The 18473-nt window shown below is 72.5% G+C and carries 17 protein-coding genes; 6 read left to right on the top strand and 11 right to left on the bottom strand.

Annotated elements, in window-relative coordinates:
- Positions 1-3 precede the first annotated feature (3 nt).
- The 3 genes from AC0VYL_RS11990 to accD are packed head-to-tail and all read right to left on the bottom strand — an operon-like array spanning position 4 to position 3602.
- The gene (locus AC0VYL_RS11990) at positions 4-1365 is read right to left on the bottom strand and encodes an acetyl-CoA carboxylase biotin carboxylase subunit (protein ID WP_475462815.1); all 1362 of its coding nucleotides are present in this window, start codon (positions 1363-1365) and stop codon (positions 4-6) included.
- A gap of 12 nt (positions 1366-1377) precedes the next feature.
- The gene (locus tag AC0VYL_RS11985) at positions 1378-1875 is read right to left on the bottom strand and encodes an acetyl-CoA carboxylase biotin carboxyl carrier protein (RefSeq protein ID WP_475483162.1); all 498 of its coding nucleotides are present in this window, start codon (positions 1873-1875) and stop codon (positions 1378-1380) included.
- Positions 1872-3602 carry an acetyl-CoA carboxylase, carboxyltransferase subunit beta gene (gene accD, locus AC0VYL_RS11980; RefSeq protein WP_475462813.1) on the bottom strand — a complete coding sequence of 577 codons (1731 nt, stop codon included), beginning with the start codon at positions 3600-3602 and terminating at the stop codon, positions 1872-1874. The genes AC0VYL_RS11985 and accD overlap by 4 nt, the downstream gene beginning before the upstream one ends.
- A 263-nt stretch (positions 3603-3865) precedes the next feature.
- Between accD and AC0VYL_RS11975 the strand changes: the two genes are divergently transcribed.
- Genes AC0VYL_RS11975 through AC0VYL_RS11960 form a run of 4 tightly spaced genes read left to right on the top strand, consistent with a single transcriptional unit; the run spans position 3866 to position 7231 of the window.
- Positions 3866-5131: a beta-ketoacyl-[acyl-carrier-protein] synthase family protein gene (locus AC0VYL_RS11975; RefSeq protein ID WP_475462812.1), complete on the top strand. Its 1266-nt coding sequence runs from the start codon at positions 3866-3868 to the stop codon at positions 5129-5131.
- A complete protein-coding gene (locus tag AC0VYL_RS11970; RefSeq protein WP_475462811.1) occupies positions 5128-6351 on the top strand; it encodes a ketosynthase chain-length factor in 1224 nt (407 codons plus the stop codon). The genes AC0VYL_RS11975 and AC0VYL_RS11970 overlap by 4 nt, the downstream gene beginning before the upstream one ends.
- 26 nt (positions 6352-6377) lie before the next feature.
- Positions 6378-6635: an acyl carrier protein gene (locus tag AC0VYL_RS11965; RefSeq protein ID WP_475462810.1), complete on the top strand. Its 258-nt coding sequence runs from the start codon at positions 6378-6380 to the stop codon at positions 6633-6635.
- Between the two features lie 2 nt (positions 6636-6637).
- Positions 6638-7231 carry an NADPH-dependent FMN reductase gene (locus tag AC0VYL_RS11960; RefSeq protein ID WP_475483161.1) on the top strand — a complete coding sequence of 198 codons (594 nt, stop codon included), beginning with the start codon at positions 6638-6640 and terminating at the stop codon, positions 7229-7231.
- 70 nt (positions 7232-7301) lie between these two features.
- Here AC0VYL_RS11960 and AC0VYL_RS11955 read toward each other — a convergent pair whose 3' ends face one another.
- Together AC0VYL_RS11955 and AC0VYL_RS11950 are read right to left on the bottom strand one after the other, a co-directional pair.
- The gene (locus AC0VYL_RS11955) at positions 7302-8432 is read right to left on the bottom strand and encodes an acyl-CoA dehydrogenase family protein (RefSeq protein ID WP_475462808.1); all 1131 of its coding nucleotides are present in this window, start codon (positions 8430-8432) and stop codon (positions 7302-7304) included.
- A 127-nt stretch (positions 8433-8559) separates the two neighbouring features.
- Positions 8560-9804, bottom strand: coding sequence for a cytochrome P450 family protein (locus tag AC0VYL_RS11950; RefSeq protein ID WP_475483160.1), 1245 nt, complete (start codon positions 9802-9804; stop codon positions 8560-8562).
- A 380-nt stretch (positions 9805-10184) separates the two neighbouring features.
- Between AC0VYL_RS11950 and AC0VYL_RS11945 the strand changes: the two genes are divergently transcribed.
- A complete protein-coding gene (locus tag AC0VYL_RS11945) occupies positions 10185-11477 on the top strand; it encodes a phthiocerol/phthiodiolone dimycocerosyl transferase family protein (RefSeq protein ID WP_475483159.1) in 1293 nt (430 codons plus the stop codon).
- Between the two features lie 5 nt (positions 11478-11482).
- On the opposite strand, the gene AC0VYL_RS11940 is transcribed toward AC0VYL_RS11945, so the two are convergent.
- A complete protein-coding gene (locus AC0VYL_RS11940; RefSeq protein ID WP_475462805.1) occupies positions 11483-12889 on the bottom strand; it encodes an FAD-binding oxidoreductase in 1407 nt (468 codons plus the stop codon).
- A 239-nt stretch (positions 12890-13128) separates the two neighbouring features.
- On the opposite strand from AC0VYL_RS11940, the gene AC0VYL_RS11935 reads away from it, so the two are divergent.
- The gene (locus AC0VYL_RS11935; protein WP_475462804.1) at positions 13129-13587 is read left to right on the top strand and encodes a MarR family winged helix-turn-helix transcriptional regulator; all 459 of its coding nucleotides are present in this window, start codon (positions 13129-13131) and stop codon (positions 13585-13587) included.
- Between the two features lie 9 nt (positions 13588-13596).
- On the opposite strand, the gene AC0VYL_RS11930 is transcribed toward AC0VYL_RS11935, so the two are convergent.
- From AC0VYL_RS11930 to AC0VYL_RS11910, 5 genes are all read right to left on the bottom strand, one after another.
- The gene (locus tag AC0VYL_RS11930) at positions 13597-14409 is read right to left on the bottom strand and encodes an ABC transporter ATP-binding protein (protein ID WP_475462803.1); all 813 of its coding nucleotides are present in this window, start codon (positions 14407-14409) and stop codon (positions 13597-13599) included.
- A complete protein-coding gene (locus AC0VYL_RS11925) occupies positions 14406-15440 on the bottom strand; it encodes a FecCD family ABC transporter permease (RefSeq protein WP_475462802.1) in 1035 nt (344 codons plus the stop codon). The genes AC0VYL_RS11930 and AC0VYL_RS11925 overlap by 4 nt, the downstream gene beginning before the upstream one ends.
- Positions 15437-16480, bottom strand: a complete 1044-nt coding sequence (locus AC0VYL_RS11920) for a FecCD family ABC transporter permease (RefSeq protein ID WP_475462801.1) — start codon at positions 16478-16480, stop codon at positions 15437-15439. The genes AC0VYL_RS11925 and AC0VYL_RS11920 overlap by 4 nt, the downstream gene beginning before the upstream one ends.
- On the bottom strand, positions 16477-17502 hold the full coding sequence (locus AC0VYL_RS11915; RefSeq protein WP_475462800.1) for an iron-siderophore ABC transporter substrate-binding protein: 1026 nt from the start codon (positions 17500-17502) through the stop codon (positions 16477-16479). The genes AC0VYL_RS11920 and AC0VYL_RS11915 overlap by 4 nt, the downstream gene beginning before the upstream one ends.
- 130 nt (positions 17503-17632) lie before the next feature.
- Positions 17633-18442 carry a helix-turn-helix domain-containing protein gene (locus AC0VYL_RS11910; protein WP_475483158.1) on the bottom strand — a complete coding sequence of 270 codons (810 nt, stop codon included), beginning with the start codon at positions 18440-18442 and terminating at the stop codon, positions 17633-17635.
- Positions 18443-18473 lie beyond the last annotated feature (31 nt).

Here is an 18473-nt window from a genome sequence, read left to right as displayed (position 1 = left end):
GCCTCACGCCGTGGCGGGCTCCGGTCGGGTCATACGGTCCACCAGGTCGGTTCCGTGCTCGGCCGCGACGAACGAGGGATGCCGCAGGACCTCCTGCACGAAATCCCGGGTGGTCCGCACCTGTTCCCCGGAGACCTGGAACTCGTCCAGCGCCCGGGAAAGGCGCCGGATCGCCCGCTGCCGGTCAGGCGCCCACGCGACGACCTTCGCGATCAGGGAGTCGTACTGGGGCGGGACGCGGTAGCCCGGGTACGCGTGCGTGTCGACCCGTACGAAGGGTCCGCCGGGCGGGACGAACTCGGTGAGCGTTCCCGGCGTGGGCAGGAAGTCGCGCCCGGGGTCCTCGGCGTTGACACGGCACTCGATCGACACGCCCCGCGGCCGGACGTCCTCGGCACCCAGGGCGAGCCGTTCCCCCGACGCGATCCCGATCTGCTCCGCGACGAGGTCGACGCCGGTGACCATCTCGGTGACCGGGTGCTCCACCTGGATCCGGCAGTTGACCTCCATGAAGTAGTGCGCGCCGTCGGGGCCGAGCAGGAACTCGAAGGTGCCCGCCCCCACGTACCCCGCCGCGAGGGCGCCCCGGACCGCGTCCCGACCGATGCGCTCGACCAGATCCTCCGGCAGGCCCGGCGGCGGGGTCTCCTCCACCAGCTTCTGGTGGCGGCGCTGCACGGTGCAGTCCCGAACCCCCAGGTGCACGGCGGAACCGTGGGAGTCGCAGAGCACCTGGACCTCGACGTGCCGGGCGGGTTCGAGGTACCGCTCCAGGTAGATCCGACCGTCACCGAAGAGCATCTGGGCCGTGGCGCGCACCTTCCGGTACACACCGGGCAGGTCCGCACGGTCCCGGACCACCTCCATGCCGCGCCCGCCCCCGCCCGCCGAGGCCTTGAGGATCACCGGGTAGCCGATCTCGTCGGCCAGAGCCCGCGCGCGGTCCGCGTCGAGCGGGTCCAGGCCGCCCGGCAGCAGGGGCAGACCGACGTCGGCCATCAGCCTCCGCGCGGAGATCTTGCTCCCCAACCGCGCCATGACCGACGCGGAGGGGCCGATCAGCGCGACGCCGCTCTCCGCGCACGCGTCGGCGAAGTCGGGGTCCTCGGAGAGGAAGCCGTACCCCGGATGGATCGCCTCCGCTCCGGTGCGCCGGGCCGCCTCCAGGACCGCCAGCGAGTTGAGGTAGCTGGCCCTGGCCTGGGGCGGTCCGATGAGCACCGCCTCGTCGGCCGCACGGACCACCGCGGAGTCGCGGTCCTGGGTCGAGTACACCGCCACCACGCGGACGCCGAGTTCACGGCAGGTCCGCGCGACGCGCAGCGCGATCTCCCCACGGTTGGCGATCAGAATCGTGCCGAACACGTGCGCCTCCGGTCAGTTCACGTCGGGTAGGAGTTCGATGAGCCGGTCGCCGTACTCCACCGGTTCGCCGTCCTTCAGCAGGATCGCGCCGACCCGCCCGGAGTCCTGCGCCTTCACCGGCAGCATCAGCTTCATGGCCTCGACGATGGCCACCTGTCGGCCCGCCTCGACGGTCTCGCCCTCCTCGACGAACGGTCCGGCCCCGGGTTCCGGGGCCCGGTAGAAGACGCCGACGCTGGGCGCGCAGATCCAGCGGGTCCCGTCGTCGACGGCTGCGGGCACCGGTTCCGCCGCCGGGTCAGCCGGGGGCGCCTCCCGAGGCGTGGCCGCGCCCGGGCTCGGCCAGACCACCTCGATGTCCACGTCGCCCGCCCGCACGGACACGCGTTCGGGCCGGTGCGGGAGGGTGTCGAGGAGGTCCCGTACCGCCGTGACGATCTCACCGACGCGGGTGCCCGGCCCACCGGGGGCGCCGCCCGCCTGGTGAGCGGTCTCGTCCGGGGACGTCATCGGACCACCTCCCCGAGGGCCGTGACTGGCGGTTCGGAGGGGGCCCCGAAGCGGCGGAACCGGTCGTGGCGGCCCCGGACCAGCTCCTCTCCGGTCAGCGGGTCAAGCTCCCCGAGCGCCTCCCCCAGCGCCCAGCGGATCCGGTCGGCGGTAAGCAGCGGGTCGGCGGCCGCCCCGCCCGGCGGTTCGGGCACGACCCCGTCCACGACGCCGCTCGCGAGCAGGCTGCGCGGGGTGATCCCCAGCGACCTGGCAGCGGCTGGGGCGGCCGCCGGGTCCTGCCAGAGGATCGCCGCGCAGCCCTCCGGGCTGATCACCGAGTAGACGCTCCCAGACAGACTGAGCACCCGGTCCGCGGTGGCCAGCGCCAGCGCACCGCCGCTCCCGCCCTCTCCGGTGAGCACCGCGACCACCGGGACCGCCAGTGTGGTCAGGCTCCGGATGGTCTCCGCGATGACCAGCGCCTGTCCCTGTTCCTCGGCCTGGGCACCCGGGTGGGCGCCCGCGGTGTCCACCAGCGTGAGGACCGGCAGACCCAGCTTGGCCGCCAGCCGCATCACGCGCTGGGCCTTGCGGTAGCCCGGCGGCGTGGCCATGCCGAAGTTGCGCGCGGCGAGCTCGGCGGGGTCGTGGCCCTTCTGCGTCGCGACGACGGCCACCGGGCGGCCGTTCAACCAGGCGGTCCCGGCCACGATCGCGGGGCAGTCCCCCGAGCACCGGTCGCCGTGCAGCTCCAGGAAGTCCGTGAAGACGGCCGCGATGTACTCCAGCGCCGTCGGCCGGTCCAAGGCCCGCGCGGCGCGGACCAGGTCCCACGGGTCCGGTTCCGTGAGCAGCCCGGGATCGCGGACGACACCTCCCGAACGCGGGAGAGCCGGTACCGGCGCGGGCTCCCCGCCGAACGTGTCCGGCTTGGCCCTGGCCCCGACCCGGAGGAGCTTCGCCAGCACGCCGCGCTGTTCCCTTCGGGGCACGATCAGGTCGATGAACCCTCGTTCGAGCAGGAACTCGGCGGTCTGGAAGTGCTCCGGCAGTCGCTGCCGCACGGTCTGCTCGATCACCCGCCGCCCGGCGAACCCCATCCTCGCGCCGGGTTCGGCGATGATCACGTCGGCCAGGGTCGCGAAGGAGGCGGCGACACCGCCGAAGGTCGGGTCGGTGAGCAGGCAGACAGTCAGCACCCCCGCCTCGTCGAGCCGGGCCATGGCCGCGCTCGTCTTGGCCATCTGCATGAGGGAGACCAGGCCCTCCTGCATCCGAGCCCCGCCCGAGGCGGTCACCAGCAGGAAGGGGGCCCGCTCGGCGGCGGCGGTCTCCGCCGCCCGGGTGACCAGCTCCCCCACCGCTCCGCCGAGGCTGCCGCCCATGAACGCGAAGTCCATCACCGCCGCGACCACCGGACAGCCCTCGACGGTGCCTCTGGCGCAGAGCACGGCCTCGTCCATCCCGGTGCGCGCGCGGGCCTCCCGAAGCCGCTCCGCATAGGGCCTGCGGTCCACGAAGTCCAGCACGTCCTCCGTGGGCACGTGCTCCTTGATGGGAACGGCGCTGCCCGGGTCGAACAGCGCCTCCAGGCGGGCCCGCGCGCTCAACCGCCCGTGCGCTCCGCAGTCGGCGCACACCCGTGCCTCACGTTCCCACTTGCGGTGGTACACGGGGGCGTCGCAGCCGCCGCACAGCACCCAGCCCGCCGGATCCGCCCCGGCCCTTCTGATCGTTGGAGTCATCGTGCGCAGATCACCTCGTCAGATCTCTTCGCCGCCCTGCCCGGTGGCGGCCGCGGCCCTGGTTCGACTGACGGTGACGCTATGTATCGGCCCTCGACGACCCCTAGCGCGTGACTCGCGTTCGCGCGTTCCATCGCACCGCTACCGGTCTTCAATGGACGCGGTCGATTCTGGCCGACAGCGGGATCAACCGATCGGCGCCACCGGCGACGCGCAGGGTGACGGCGGACCGGTGATCCACATCGACCGAAGGGGCTGTTCCAATGAGACGGCGAGTCGTCATCACCGGGATCGGCGTCCGGGCGCCGGGCGGAGCGGGGACGAAGGAGTTCTGGGAGTTACTGACGGCGGGCCGCACGGCCACCCGTCGGATCTCGTTGTTCGACCCGTCCAACCACCGTTCCCAGGTCGCCGGGGAGTGCGACTTCGACCCCGCGTTCGAGGGCGTGTCACCGCGCGACCAGCGCAGACTGGACCGTGCGGCGCAGTTCGCCGTGGTGTGCGCGCTCGACGCGGTCGCCGACAGCGGACTCGACCCGCGGACCCTCGACCCCGGCCGGCTGGGGGTCAGCGTGGGTAGCGCCGTCGGCGCGGCCACCAGCCTCGAACGGGAGTACCTGGTCCTGTCCGACAGCGGGCGCCACTGGGTCATGGACGAGGACCACCTGTCACCGCACATGTTCGACTACCTGGTGCCCGCCGCGATGCCGCGTGAGGTCGCGTGGCGGGTCGGCGCCGAGGGACCGGTCACCATGATCTCCACCGGCTGCACGTCGGGGATCGACTCGGTGGCCCACGCCGCCGACATCATCCGCGAGGGCACGGCCACGGCGATGGTCGCCGGAGCGGCGGACACGCCGATCTCCCCGATCGTGGTGGCGTGCTTCGACGCCATCAAGGCGACCACGCCGCGCCTGGACGACCCCGAACACGCCTCGCGGCCCTTCGACGCCACCCGGAACGGGTTCGTGCTGGCCGAGGGCTCAGCCATGTTCGTGCTGGAGGAGTACGAGCACGCCCGCCGCCGGGGCGCCCTGATCTACGGGGAGATCTCCGGCTACGCCACGCGGTGCAACGCCCACCACATGACCGGTCTGCGCAAGGACGGCGCCGAGATGGCCGAGGCGATCACCACCGCGCTGGGCGAGGCCCGGCTCAACCCCGACGACATCGACTACGTGAACGCGCACGGGTCCGGCACCCTCCAGAACGACTGGCACGAGACCGCCGCGTTCAAACGCGGTCTCGGGCGGCACGCCTACCGGGTCCCGGTGAGCTCCATCAAGTCGATGGTCGGCCACTCCCTGGGGGCGATCGGGTCGATCGAGATCGCGGCCTCGGTGCTCGCGCTGACCCACGGGGTGGTGCCGCCGACGGCCAACCTGCGTGAACGGGATCCCGAGTGCGATCTGGACTACGTGCCGCTGGAGGCGCGGGACCAGCGGCTCGACGCGGTGCTCACGGTCGGCAGCGGGTTCGGCGGCTTCCAGAGCGCGATGGTGTTGAGCCGCCCGGAGGTGACCCGGTGAACGCGTCCACGGTGGTCGTCGGCATGGGTGCGGTCACCCCCAGCGGGGTCGGCACCGAGGAGCACTGGCTGTCCGTGTTGGAGGGGCGGACGAGCATCGGACCGGTGACCGGCTTCGACGCCGCACACCTCTCCGTGCGGTTGGCGGGGCAGATCCGGGACTTCGACGTGGAGGCCCGCCTGCCGAAGCGGCTGGTGCCGCAGACCGACCGGGTGACCCGGTTGGCGCTGGTCACCGCCGAGGCCGCGCTGGAGGACACCGGGCTCGACAACGCGGAGATGTCGGACTTCGACACGGGGGTGGTGCTGTCCAACGGCCAGGGCGGTTCGGAGTTCACCCACCGCGAGTTCAGCAAGCTGTGGAACCAGGGGCCGAAGCTGGTCAGCGTGTACGAGTCGTTCGCCTGGTTCTACGCGGCGAACACGGGTCAGATCTCCATCCGGCACGGGATGCGCGGACCGTGCGGCGTGCTGGTCGGCGAACAGGCCGGTGGTCTGGACGCGATCGGCCAGGGACGGCGCAACATCCGGCGCGGGGCACGCGTGATCGTCACCGGGGGCTTCGACTCCGCGTTCGACCCGTGGGGGTTCGTCTCCCAGTACTCGCACGGCCTGGTCAGCCGGGGCTCCGACCCTCGGAGCGCGTACCGCCCGTTCGACCGGGACGTGGACGGCTACGTGCCCGGCGAGGGCGGTGCGGCCCTGGTCCTGGAGGACGGACGGTCGGCGCGGGAGCGCGGCGTATCCGTCCTCGGCGAGGTTGCGGGCTACGCCGCCACCTTCGACCCGCGCCCCGGTTCAGACCGCCCGCCCGCTCTGCGCCGCGCGATCGAGTCGGCCCTGGCGGACGCCGGAGTCCCCACGGTGGACGTCGTGTTCGCGGACTCCGCGGGGCTGGCGGGGCCGGACCGGACCGAGGCGGAGGCGATCAGCGCGGTGCTGGGCCCGCGCCGGGTTCCGGTGACGGCGCCCAAAGCGGGCTTCGGCCGCCTCGGGGCGGGCGGCGGTCCGGTGGACGCCGTGACGGCGCTGCTGACCCTCAGGGACTCGGTGATCCCGCCGACGCCGCACACCGAGAACGTGCCCGACGACTACGGGATCGACCTGGTCACGGGCGCGCCCCGGGAGCGGGCCTGCGCGACCGCGCTGGTCATCGCCCGGGGCCACGGCGGCTTCAACTCCGCCCTCGTGCTCCGCCGGGCGGACGAGAACCGATGGTGATACGACATGGACGAGAGGATCCCTCGATGAGCAAGCTGACGGTGGACGACCTGTTCCAGTTCCTGGCGGAGGCGGCGGGCGACAGTGAGTCCGACCTGTCTCCGGGTGAGAGCCTGGACCACTCCTTCGAGGAGCTCGGATACGACTCGCTGGCCCTGATGGAGACGGCGGCGCTGATCCAGCGCAGGTTCGGGGTCGTCCTCGACGACGAGCAGATCATGGACCTGCGGACCCCGCGCGCGATGGTCGACCTGGTGAACTCCACCCCGGCCGAGCGGGGGTGACGATGGACGCGCCGCGACCCCTGATCGTGGGCATCGGCGGCACGACGCGCGAGGGTTCCAGCACCGAGCGCGCGCTACGCTACGCCCTCGGTGTGGCCAACGAGCTCGACGCCGAGTCGCTCATGCTGGACGCGGCCGGGATCGACCTGCCCGCGTACCGTCCGGACACCGCGCGACGGTTGCCCCGGGCACACCGCCTGATCGAGGCCCTGCGTGCGGCCGACGGCGTGCTGCTCGTCTCCCCCGCCTACCACGGGGGCATGTCCGGCCTGATGAAGAACGCCATGGACTACGCCGAGGACCTGCGCGACGATCCCCGCCCCTACCTCGACGAACGTGCGGTGGGGTGCGTGGCGACCGGGGCGGGCTGGCAGGCCCCGGCCGCCACGCTGGCCCAGATGCGCGCGATGACGCACGCGCTGCGCGCCTGGCCGACCCCGCTGGGCGTGGTCATCAACTCGTCCCTGCCGTGCTTCGACGACGCGGGCGTGCCCGTCTCGCCCTATCGCGAACAGCTGGGCATCGTCGCGGGCCAGGTGGTCGGGTTCGCGCGGCGTCGGCTCGGGAGCCCGGTCCCCCACGCGAGCCCGACCTAGGACCCGCGAACGGGCCCGGGCCGCTCGGTGTCACCCGTGTGGCCCGGGCCCGTGGGCCCCTCCGGTCCGGTCACTCGGCGGGCCAGTGGACGCGCTGGGTGTAGGGTCCGGCGGAGAACTCGTGGCGCAGCATCGCGTGGGAGAGCGCCGCGTGCACGTCACGCCAGGTGCGCTGGAAGGGGTGCCCGTCGGCCTGGACGGACGTGCCGCCCTGCTCGAACATCCGGCGGGTGGCGTCCCGCACGAGGTCGGCCGCCTGGGTCGCGTCGCGGGCGGCGCGTACGACGTCCTCGTCGCTGAGGGAACCGGCGTCGGCGACCGCGCTCGTACGTTCGACGACCAGCCGGGCCGCGTCCAGCTCCGCCGACGACTTCGCCAGGACGTCGCGCAGACCGGGGTGCCGGGGAACCGGCAACCCGTCGCGCTTCTTGGGGCGCAACTCCTCCGCCCACGCGGGCAAGGCCGCCAGGGCGGCGCCGAGCGCGGGGGCCACGAACAGCGGCGGCATGGCGCCCCGGACCGGGACCCGGTACGCGGCCCCCTCCGTGTGCGCGTTGTCGCCCTGGATCACGTTCCTCTGCGGACAGGTGAGGTGGTCGGGGACGAAGACGTCCTCGACCACGATCGTCCGGCTGCCGGTCCCCCGCATGCCCAGGGTGAACCAGGTGTCCTCGATCCGGTACCGGTCCTTCGGAACCGCGCAGAAGATCGGTTCGACGCCGGCCCCCCGCCGGGCCGGGACACAGACCAGGACCCACTGGGCGAAGTCCACGCCACTGACGAACCCCCACCGGCCGCTCACCCGCCAGCCGCCGGCCACCGGCACCGCGTCGCCGGACGGGGGCAGGGCCGACGCGAGCGGGACGTCCGGGCCGTCGGCCCAGAGGGTCCGCTGCCCCTCGTGCGGCAGGAAGGACGCGATCCGTCCGGAGGAGGCGAGGGTCAGCCCGCACCACGACGCGGAGGCGCACCCGCGCGCCACGGCGAGCAACGCTCCCAGCAGGTCCGAGAACGAGGCCCCCTCGCCTCCGAAGGCCTTCGGCACCGACTGCCGGGGGAACCCGGCCGCCACCAGCCCCTGGACGACCCGGGGCGACAGGGCCCTGCGTGTGTCCGCCTCGGCGGCGTGCTCCCTCGCGAGGACGGCGAGGTCCTCTCCGGCCCCGGTCAGGCTGGTCGTGTCCTGCGCCCGCTCCAGCATTCCTGCCTCCCGTTCACGGTCTCTCCCGATGTGGGACGACGTTCGCACGGGGTCCTTGAAACGCGGTGGCGTCTCACTGCAACGCGCCTGTCCCGCCACGGCACCTCGGAGGCGGTCCGTTCCGGGGTCAGTCGGCCGACGGCCCGAGGCGGACCGGCAGGCCGCTCAGGGAGTTGGAGACGAACGACGGGACCGGGGTCAGTTCGTCCGGGTCGACAGCGAGCCGCAGGCCGGGGTGGCGGGCGAACAGGGCGGGCAGGGCCACGGCCGCCTCCATCCGGGCCAGGCGGGCGCCGAGGCAGAAGTGCGGTCCGCCGCCGAACGCCAGGTGTCTGCCGGGCGGACGCGTGACGTCGAACCGGTCGGCGCCCGGGCCGAACCGGGCCGGGTCACGGTTGACCCCGCTGAAAGGCGCCAGGATGGCCTCCCCGGCGGGGATCGTGACGCCGCCGACGGTGACGTCCTCCAGGGGGTACCGGGCCGGGAAGTTCCCGATGGGGGCGTCCCAGCGCAGGGTCTCCTCGATGGCCTCGGCCCAGAGCGCCCCTCCACGGACCAGGGCCAGTTGCTCCGGGTGGGTGAGCAGCGCCTTGGTCGCGTTGACGATCAGGCCGAGCGTGGTCTCGTGGCCCGCGCCGATCAGCATCCACAGCGTGTCCTCCAGCTCCTCGTCGGTCAGGACCGCGCCGTCCTCGGCGTTGACGGCGAGCAGCGCGCTGGTGAGATCGTCCGCGGGTTCGGCGCGCCGCATGCCGATGAGTCGGCCCCACAGCTCGTGGCGTTCGCGCTGGAGCGCCTCGGTCTCCTCTGCGGTCGTGTCGGCGCGCAGGACGCCGTCGACGAGCTCGCGGAACCGGGGCCACCACGGTTCGGGAACCCCGATCAGCTCGCAGATCACCCGCATGGGGAACGGGTAGGCGAAGTGCCGTCGCAGGTCGACCGAACCGTCGGGGTCGACCCGGCCGGGCAGGTCGTCCAGGAGTTCGGCCACGACCCGTTCGACGCGGGGTCGCAGGCGCTCCACCCGGCGCGGGGTGAAGGTGCGGGTCAGCGGTCGGCGCAGGCGTCTGTGCTCGGCGCCCTCGCGCGACATCACGCTGTTGATCCGGATCATGTTGAGCAGGGGCCAGTCCTCGGGGACCTCACCGTCCCGCAGCGCGCGCCAGTGGCGCCAGTCGCGGCTCACCCTGGGGTCGGTGACCAGGTCGGCGAGGAGGGCGTACTCGGTGACCAGCCACATGTGCACGCCGCCGGGGAGCACGGCGCGGACGACCGGCCCGAGCGCGCGTGTCCGCGCCGCCTCGCCGTGGTGGTCCTGACCCGAGGGGTCGATGCGGACAAGGGGAACGTCAGTGGCCGTCGCATCGGTCACGGTGGCATACCTCCTGGGGTCGGGGGCGCGCGGTGCGGCGCGCCTCGCGGAACGCGCTTCCGCGGCCGGCCCCTTCAGGCCGACTTCAACCCGGAATGCTCCTGCCCGACCCTTGAGGAACGGTAGCGCGAGAATGGAATTCGTCCTTTTCGACGCCATGATCCACGTCACCGAGAATTCCTGGTCATTCTGCCGAACCCACCCGCGTGACCTCGCGTCAGAAACCGTGTTCCCCGCCTTTCAGCATGCCCGGATATCCGCAACTGTCAATATTCAGAGCGATACAGCGCGTAGCGACGGGATCCTTTCTCATGAATTCCTCTCCCTTCCCCTCCGCCCCGGCGGACACCACTGGTACGCGGGTGGAGGTGACCCGGGCGTTGAGCCCCACCGAACGCTGGTACTGGGTCGCGGACCAGCTCTCCACCCTCAACGTCTGCGCCCGGGTCCGCGTCGAGGGCGACGTGGACCCCTCCGCCCTGCGCGGTGCGTTGGCCTCACTCCAGGCACGGCACCCCCTGCTCCGTGTGGCCGTCGCGACGGATCGGTCCGGGAACAACCCGCGCTTCCGGCCGACCGACCGCCCCGTCCCGCTGCGCGAGGTACGCCCCTCCGGCGACGACGAGGACACGCGATGGCTGCAGGAGCTGGACGGGCACGAGCTCACCGCGCCGATCGACTGGCGCTCGGGGCCGCTCGCTCGCGCCGTCGTCATCAGCCTGCCGAACGGGGTCCACGACCTGGTCATGACCGTCGCGCACTGCGTCGCGGACGGAACGACCCCGCTCGCACTGCTGCGTCGGTGGGTCCGGCTCGCCCTCGACCCGGCGGAGTCCGCCGCGACCGTCACGAGTCGCCCCGCCCCTCCCCCGGTGGAGTCCCTGTTCCCGGCGCACGGCGTCGGCATCTCCTCCGACGGCGTTCCGGTGGACGGAGCGGACCCGGGCGTACTCCAGCGCGCCGGGGGACGGTTGGAAGCCGAGCGCTTCGTACCGTTCGACCGCCGCCGGACCCGCCTGTCGCACCGGTCCCTGTCGGGCGAGGCGCTCACGGGCCTGACCCGGGCCTGTCGGCGGGAGGGCGTCACGGTGCACGGGGTGCTGGCGGCGGCGATGGTGTCCGCCGTGGCCCGCGACACAGCGGAACCCGCACCCGGGTACTTCACCATCGGCTCACCGATCGGGTTCCGGGACGACCTCGACCCGCCGGTGTCCGAGGACGAGGTCGGCGCCTACGTGTCGGCGCTTCCCTCGTCGGTCCGCTACGAGCCGGACTGCCTGTGGGAGATGGCCCGGACCATCAGCGGGGACCTCGCGGAGCGCAGGCGGCGCGGCGAGCACTTCGCCTCGGCCACCCTCCTGGAACACGGACCGGCCGGGGTCGCGGACAGCGAGCCCTTCGTCCGGTTCCTGGAGGAACACGGGCCGTTCAACTACTTCGTCTCCAACATCGGGAGATTCGACTTCCCCGACAGGGTGGGGGCGTGCCGGATCTCGGGGGCGCAGTTCGTCGGGGGCATCTCGGTGGTCGGCCACTTCGGCGCCTCGGTCAGCACGAGCCATGGCCGACTCACCATGAACTTCACCCACGTGGAGGGCGCGGTCTCCGCCGCGCGGGCCGAGCGCCTCGCCGACGACAGTGTCGACGCCGTGCTGGCGGCGGCGCTCGGCTGACGACCTCAGGGGGTGGCGGGAGGGAGGTTGTGGTTGTGCCGGAAGAGGTTGTCCGGGTCGTGGACGGCCTTGATCTCGGTGAGGCGCTGGTGGTCCTTCGGATCGTAGGCGGAGCTCACCCGCGCGGCGCCCTTCTCCCCGTTCATGAAGTTGAGGAACCCGCCCCCGGTGCCCCACGGGGCCACCGCCTCCAGCAGGCGCTCGTGAGCGGGTCGGATCTCCGTGATGTCGGCCCGCTCCAGCCGGGAGGCGACGTTGAGCAGGTAGCGCGCGTCACGGTTGCCGACGGCGTTGGCGACCTCCGGCGCCTGGGCGAGCCTTCCGCCCAGGTGGCGAAGCTCGACGATGTGCGGCACCGGCGCGTGCGGCCCGGCGAGGTCGAGCACCGCGCGCACCGCCGTGGCGTCGAGTTCGCCCAGCAGGGCGTTGCCCGCCTCGAAGGAGCCGGGGACGACGGGGTCGTTGTGGATCGACGCCCCTTCGGAGTAGGGCAGCTGGCGCAGGTTGTCGATCATCGGGCCGAGCGCGCGCAACGGCGCCACGATGAGCTCTCCGGCGTCGAGGTCGTCGTCGGAGTAGGCGACACGGACGTGGACGACGTGGCGGCCGCGCAGCGGTGCGGGGAGCGCGGGCACGTCGGGGAACGAGATCAGCGCGATGGAGGAGTTCATCGCGTCGGGCACGGTGGCGGTCCAGCGCAGGTAGGCCTCGAAGACCTCCGTGGCCGACTCCCCGGCGAAGAAGAGGCCGCCGCCGTAGATCGTGGAGACCGGGAAGAGGTCGATCTCCATGCCGGTCACCACGCCGAAGTTGTCCCGCCCGCCGCGCAGCGCCCAGAACAGGTCGGGGTCGGAGTCCGCGGTGACGTGGCGGAACCGGCCGTCAGCGGTGACGACGTCGAGGGCGCGTACGTGGTCCGCGGCGTAGCCGAAGCGTCTGGACAACAGGCCGATCCCGCCGCCGAGGGTGTAGGCCACCGCGTTCAACGCCGGGAGGGAACCGGACAGGGGCGCCAGTCCGACGGCGGCCGCCTCGTGGATGACCTGGTCCCACCGCGTCCCCGCGGCCACCCACGCGGTACCGGCTCCGGTGTCCACCCGGACACCGCTGATCCGCGTGGTGGTGATCAGCAGGCCGCCCTCGGCGGCGACGGCGGCCGAGGCGTGTCCGGTGCCCTGGACCGCGACCCCGAGCCCGTGGTCTCGCGCGAAGGACACCGCCGCCTGGACGTCCGCGGGTCCGGTCGCGCCCACGACCAGGTCGGGGCGGTGCTGGCGGGCCAGTTGGGAGCCGGCGCGCTCCTCGTCGTACCGGTCGTCCCCGGGGGCGAGCACCGGCCCGGCGACACGAGCAGTCAGGGCGTCGATCTCGGCGGGGTCGAGGGTGGTGGGCTGCGGGTCGGGACGAGTCATGTTCTTCCCTGCTGTGGGTGGTCGGTGCTCAGGATCGGCGCACGGGTCCGACCGCGCCGAACGCGACGTGCCGGGGGACGGACCCGCGGCGACTCCTACGACTCACGCTTTTCGGGGGGTGTCGGCCCCTCCCTTCAGGAGGGGACGCCTGAGCGAATTGGTAAGATCACCGTACTATCGGCACACCCAAGATTGTCAAGCACCTTGACTATATTGTCGGAGCGGGAGGGCCACCCGGAATGACGACGCGATCCGGGCAACCGGACGAGGAGACCGAGGCCCTGCCTCCACTTCCCAGCCTGCTCACGCGGGCCAAGGACGTAACGGTCGAACAACTCCACCGACGCCTCAACGAGCAGGGGTTCGAGGGCGTGCGCTACCGGCACGGCTCCGTCTTCCGGTTCATCGACCCGGAGGGATCACGGCTGACCTCGCTCGCCGAGCGCTCCGGCCTCACCAAACAGGCCATCGGCGAGATCGTCGCGGAACTCGAACGGGACGGCTACGTCGAGCGGACGGCCGACCCCGCCGACCGTCGGGCCAAGATCATCCGTCTGACCGAACGGGGCCGCCGGGGGCAGGCCGCCGCCGCCGACATCCTCCGGGACCTGGAGGAGCGGTGGGCGCACCGGCTCGGCCAGGAGCGGATCACGGCGCTGCGCCGGACGCTCGCGGAGATCATCGACCTCGACTCCTGACCCCCGCGCTCAGTCCACCGGCACCGCGCGGTGGTGGCGGCCGATGGGGAGCATCAACGGCTTCCCCGAGGTGGGGTCCGTGATGATCTGGCTCTCCATGCCGAACACCACCCGCACCGTCTCCGGGGTGAGCACACGCTCCGGCGGACCCGCCGCGTGGAGCGAGCCCCCGGCCAGCGCGATCAGGTGGTCGGCGTAGCGCGCCGCCAGGTTGAGGTCGTGCAGGACCAGCACGACCGTGGTCCCGCGCGAGGCGTTGAGGTCGGTGAGCAGGTCCAGGACCTCCACCTGGTGGCTGACGTCCAGGAACGTGGTCGGTTCGTCCAACAGGAGCAGGTCCGTGCGCTGGGCCAGCGCCATGGCGATCCACACCCGCTGGCGCTGTCCGCCGGAGAGCTCGTCCACGGGCCGGTCCGCGAGCTCCACCGTCCTCGTCGCCTCCAGGGCCTCCGCGACCGCCTCGTCGTCCTCCCTGCTCCAGCGGGTGAACAACCGCTGGTGGGGGTGGCGTCCCCGGCCCACGAGGTCGCTCACCGTGATGCCCTCCGGGGCCACCGGTGACTGCGGGAGCAGGCCCAGGGTCCGGGCGACCTCCTTGGGCTGCATGCGGTGGACCTCCCGGCCGTCCAGCAGGACCCGGCCGGAACGCGGCGCCAGCAGCCGCGACATCGAGCGCAGCAGGGTGGACTTGCCGCAGGCGTTGGCGCCGACGATCGCGGTGATCCGGCCGGGCGGCACGGCCAGGTCCAGGGAGTCGATGACGTCGCGGTCCTTGTACCCGAGCGTCAGGTCCTCGACGAGGAGCGAGTGGTCCGTGGTCACAGGGAGCCTCCCACGCGGTTGCTGCGGATGATGAGGTAGACGAGGTAGGGGGCACCGAGCACACCGGTGACGACCCCGACCGGGAAGCGGGTCCCGAAGGCGAACTGGCCGCAGAAGTCCGCGACCAGGACCAGGAGCGCGCCCACCAGGGCGGAGGGCACCAGCAGGGAGCCGTCCGAACCCACCAGGCGGGCGGCGATCGGCCCGGCCAGGAAGGCCACGAAGGCGATCGGCCCGGACGCGGCGGTGGCGAAGGCGATGAGCCCGACCGCTCCGACCACCGCCAGGAGCCGGGTGCGGTCCACCCGTACACCCAGGGCCGAGGCGGTGTCGTCACCCAGCTGGAGGGCGGACAGGTTCCCGGCCTGACCCAGGAGCACCGGCGCGATGAGCACCAGCGCGACGACGACCGGCACCGTCGCTCCCCACCCGGCGCCGTTGAGGCTGCCGGTGAGCCAGCGCATCGCCTCCTGGTGGTCCCAGGTGGCCGCGCGGTCGAGGATGTAGGAGGTGATGCTGTGGAGCATGGCCGCGACGCCGATGCCGATGAGGATGAGCCGGGTGCCCGAGACCCCGTCCTTGTACGACAGCAGGTAGATGACCATGGCCACGCCGAGTCCGGCGACGATCGCGAAGACGGACACTCCGGCCCCGTCCAGGGAGAGCACCACGATCGCGAAGGTCGCCGCCGCGCTCGCCCCGGCGCTGATACCGATGATGTCCGGGCTGGCCAGGGGGTTGCGGAGCATGGTCTGGAAGGTGACCCCGGCCAGCCCGAAGCACGCCCCGGCGGCGATCGCGAGCACGGCGCGGGGCAGGCGGAGCCGACCGACCGTGAACGAGGCGCCGGGGACGTCCTGGCCGAGCACGACCCGCGCGACGTCACCGGGCGGGTAGAAGGTCTGCCCCACCATGAGGGTGACGGCGAAGCCGACCACGAGCAGGACGGCGAGGACGACGATCACGGTGTGCCGTCGGCGCGCCCGGCGCGCGCGACCGCGCGTGACGGTCTCGACGGTGGAGATGGTCACAGGGAACGAACCTTCTGACGTCGGACGATGTAGATGAAGAAGGGGGCGCCGACCAGCGCGGTCACGATCCCCACATCGATCTGTCCCGGGCGGGCCACGACGCGGCCGACGACGTCGGCGGCGGTCAGCAGGGCGGCGCCGGTCAGGGCCGAGAACGGCAGCAGCCAGCGGTGGTCGACCCCCACGAGGAGGCGGCACACGTGGGGGATCACCAGTCCGACGAACCCGATCGGACCGGTGACGGCGGTGCTGGCGCCGCACAGCACGACGGAGCCGACCGAGGCGGTGACCCGCGAGATCGCGACGCGTTCGCCCAGGCCCGCCGCGAGGTCGTCGCCCAGTGCCAGCAGGTTGAGGCCACGGGCGGAGAGCAGACACACGACGAACCCGACCACGAGGAAGGGCAGCACGTGGGAGAGGGTCGCGAACGTGCCACCGCCCACGCCGCCGATCTGCCAGGAGCGGACCCCGTCGGCGATGTCGTTGCGGGGCAGCACGACGGCGCTGATGAACGAGGACAGCGCGGCGGAGGTGGCCGCACCGGCCAGGGCCAGCTTCAGCGGACTCGCTCCGCCCCGGCCCAGAGAACCGATGACGTGCACGAACAGGGCCGTGACGGCCGCGCCGACGATTCCGGCCCAGATGAATCCGGTGGCCGTGGCCAGGCCGAGGTAGGCCATACCGATGACGACGGCCAGCGAGGCGCCCATGTTCACGCCCAGGATCCCGGGGTCGGCCAGGGGGTTGCGGGTCACGCCCTGCATGACCGCGCCGGAGACCCCGAGCGCCGCGCCCACGAGCACGGCGAGCAGGGTCCGGGGGATGCGCTTGGCCACGGCGGCCTCGTTGAAGCCCTCGGCCGATCCGCCGAAGGCCGCCACGATGTCGGCCCACTGGACGTCGCGCGATCCGACCGAGACCGAGAGGAACATCAGGACCAGCAGGACCGCGAGGACCACGAGGAGCCAGAGGGGCCTGCCCCGGCGTGGGGGCCGCACGGTGGCGGCCCCCACATCGGTGGGTGACTGTTGGGTGATCACTGCGCCCCGTCAGCGGCCTCGGCCAGGAGCGACAGGTAGTCGTCGAGGATCCACGAGATCGACAGCGGGGTCGGGTTCGCGGCGGTGCCGAGCGGGCTGTCGCCGGGCAGGTTGACCACGGCCGAGTTCTCGACGGCGGGCATCTGCGACAGCAGCGGGTCGCCCTCCAGCGCCTCGACCAGCTCCTCGCCGCCGTAGGTGACGATGACCTCGACGTCGTCGAAGGCGTCGGCCTGCTCGGCGCTGTGGGTGAGGGAGAACTGGTCGGTCTCGGCGGAGGCGGTGGCCACGCTCTCCGGGGTGGCCATCCCGATGTCCTCGAAGAACAGCGCGCGGGTGTCGTGGGTGGTGTAGAAGCTGACCTCGCTGAGGTCGGTGGTGTCCACGTGCGTCATGAACATCGCCGCAGCGCCCTCGATCTGCGGGTACTCGGCGACCGCGGCGTCGATCTCGGCCTCCAGGTCCGCGATGAGCTCGGTGCCCTCGTCGGCCTTGCCGATGGCGGCGCTGTTGAGCTCGATGGTGTCGCGCCAGGAGGTGCCCCATGCGGTCTCCGGGTAGGCGACGACGGGGGCGATCTCGCTGAGGGTGTCGTAGTCCTCCTGGGTCAGGCCGGAGTACGCGGCGAGGATGACGTCGGGCTGGGTGTCGGCGACGGCCTCGAAGTCGATGCCGTCGGTCTCGTCGAAGAGGACGGGGGTCTCGGCGTCCAGTTCCTCGAGCTTCTCCTCGACCCACGGGAGCACGCCGTTGTCGTCGTCGTCACCGAAGGTGGCGGCGGCCATGCCGACCGGGACGACGCCCAGGGCGAGCGGGACCTCGTGGTTGGCCCAGTTGACCGTGGCGACCCGTTCCGGCTCGGAGTCGATGGTGGTCGTACCGAGGGCGTGCTCGACGGTGACGGGGGTCCAGTCACCGGAGGAGGCCTCGCTCTCCCCGGAGGGCGAGGAGGAGCACGCGGCGAGGGTGAGGGGGATGAGTGCGGCGGTGGCGATCGCGGCCAGCCGTGGGGCGCGGGTCATGGTGTCCTTCCGGTGGTGACCAACCCCGGAAACCGGGAGTTAGGTTTGCCTAACCGAATTTAGGGTGCACTCAGTTGGTTCGCAATCGCTCGAAAGGGACATCGAACCTCGCGGAACGGACATTCCGCCGTCACTGGACACGGAACCGCCCGGGGCTCATGCCCGTCACCCTCCGGAAGACCGCGCCGAACGCGCTCGCGGAGTGGTAGCCGACCCTCTCGGCCACCTCCTCGATCTCCTCCCCCACGGAAAGCAGCGTGATCGCGTGCTGCACGCGCGCGGCCGCCGACCACTGGCTGAACCCGAGACCGGTCTGCGCGCGGAAGGCCCGCGTGATCGTACGGGAGCTCACGCCGAGTCGCGCGGCCCACGACGCGAGGGTCGTGTCGTCGGCGGGGTCGGCGCGAACGGCGGCGACGATGGGTTCCAGGAGGGCGGACTCGGGGATCTTCAGCAGCAGCTCGACCGGGGCCGGGGCCAGCAGGTCGAGCACCACCGCCTCGGTCCTGGCGCGCGACTCCCGGTCCAGCCCGTCGGAGTTGAGCCGTTCGAGCAGCAGGCGCAGGAGCGGGGTGACCTCCACCGCGACGGTGGTGTCCGCGATGGCCGGTACCGCGTGCACGCTGAACTGGGCCGCGTGGTGCCAGGTCCCCGCCGGGGTCCACCCCGAGTGAGGCGTCCCGGCCGGAATCCACAGGCCGACCGACGGGGTGATGGTCCACACCCGCGCGCCGGTGGTGGCGGTGGAGGCCCCGCGCAGGTTCCAGAGCAGCTCGTGTGTGGGGTGCGAGTGCTCCTCCCAGTAGGTGTCGCGCGCGATCACCTCGTCGGTACCGTGCACCACGTAGGGAACGTCGATCTCACCCGCCCCGTACGAGGGGAGACTGCGGTTCTCCACCGCACCCGCGCGCCCGCGCACCGCCCTGCCTTGTATGCCCACGTCACCCAGGCTATGCCGGGGCACCCCGCGA

The sequence above is a fragment of the Nocardiopsis sp. iso_238 genome (assembly GCF_056173325.1).
The sequence above is the reverse complement of the archived record's forward strand: the minus strand, read 5'-3'. Positions and strand labels throughout refer to the sequence as shown.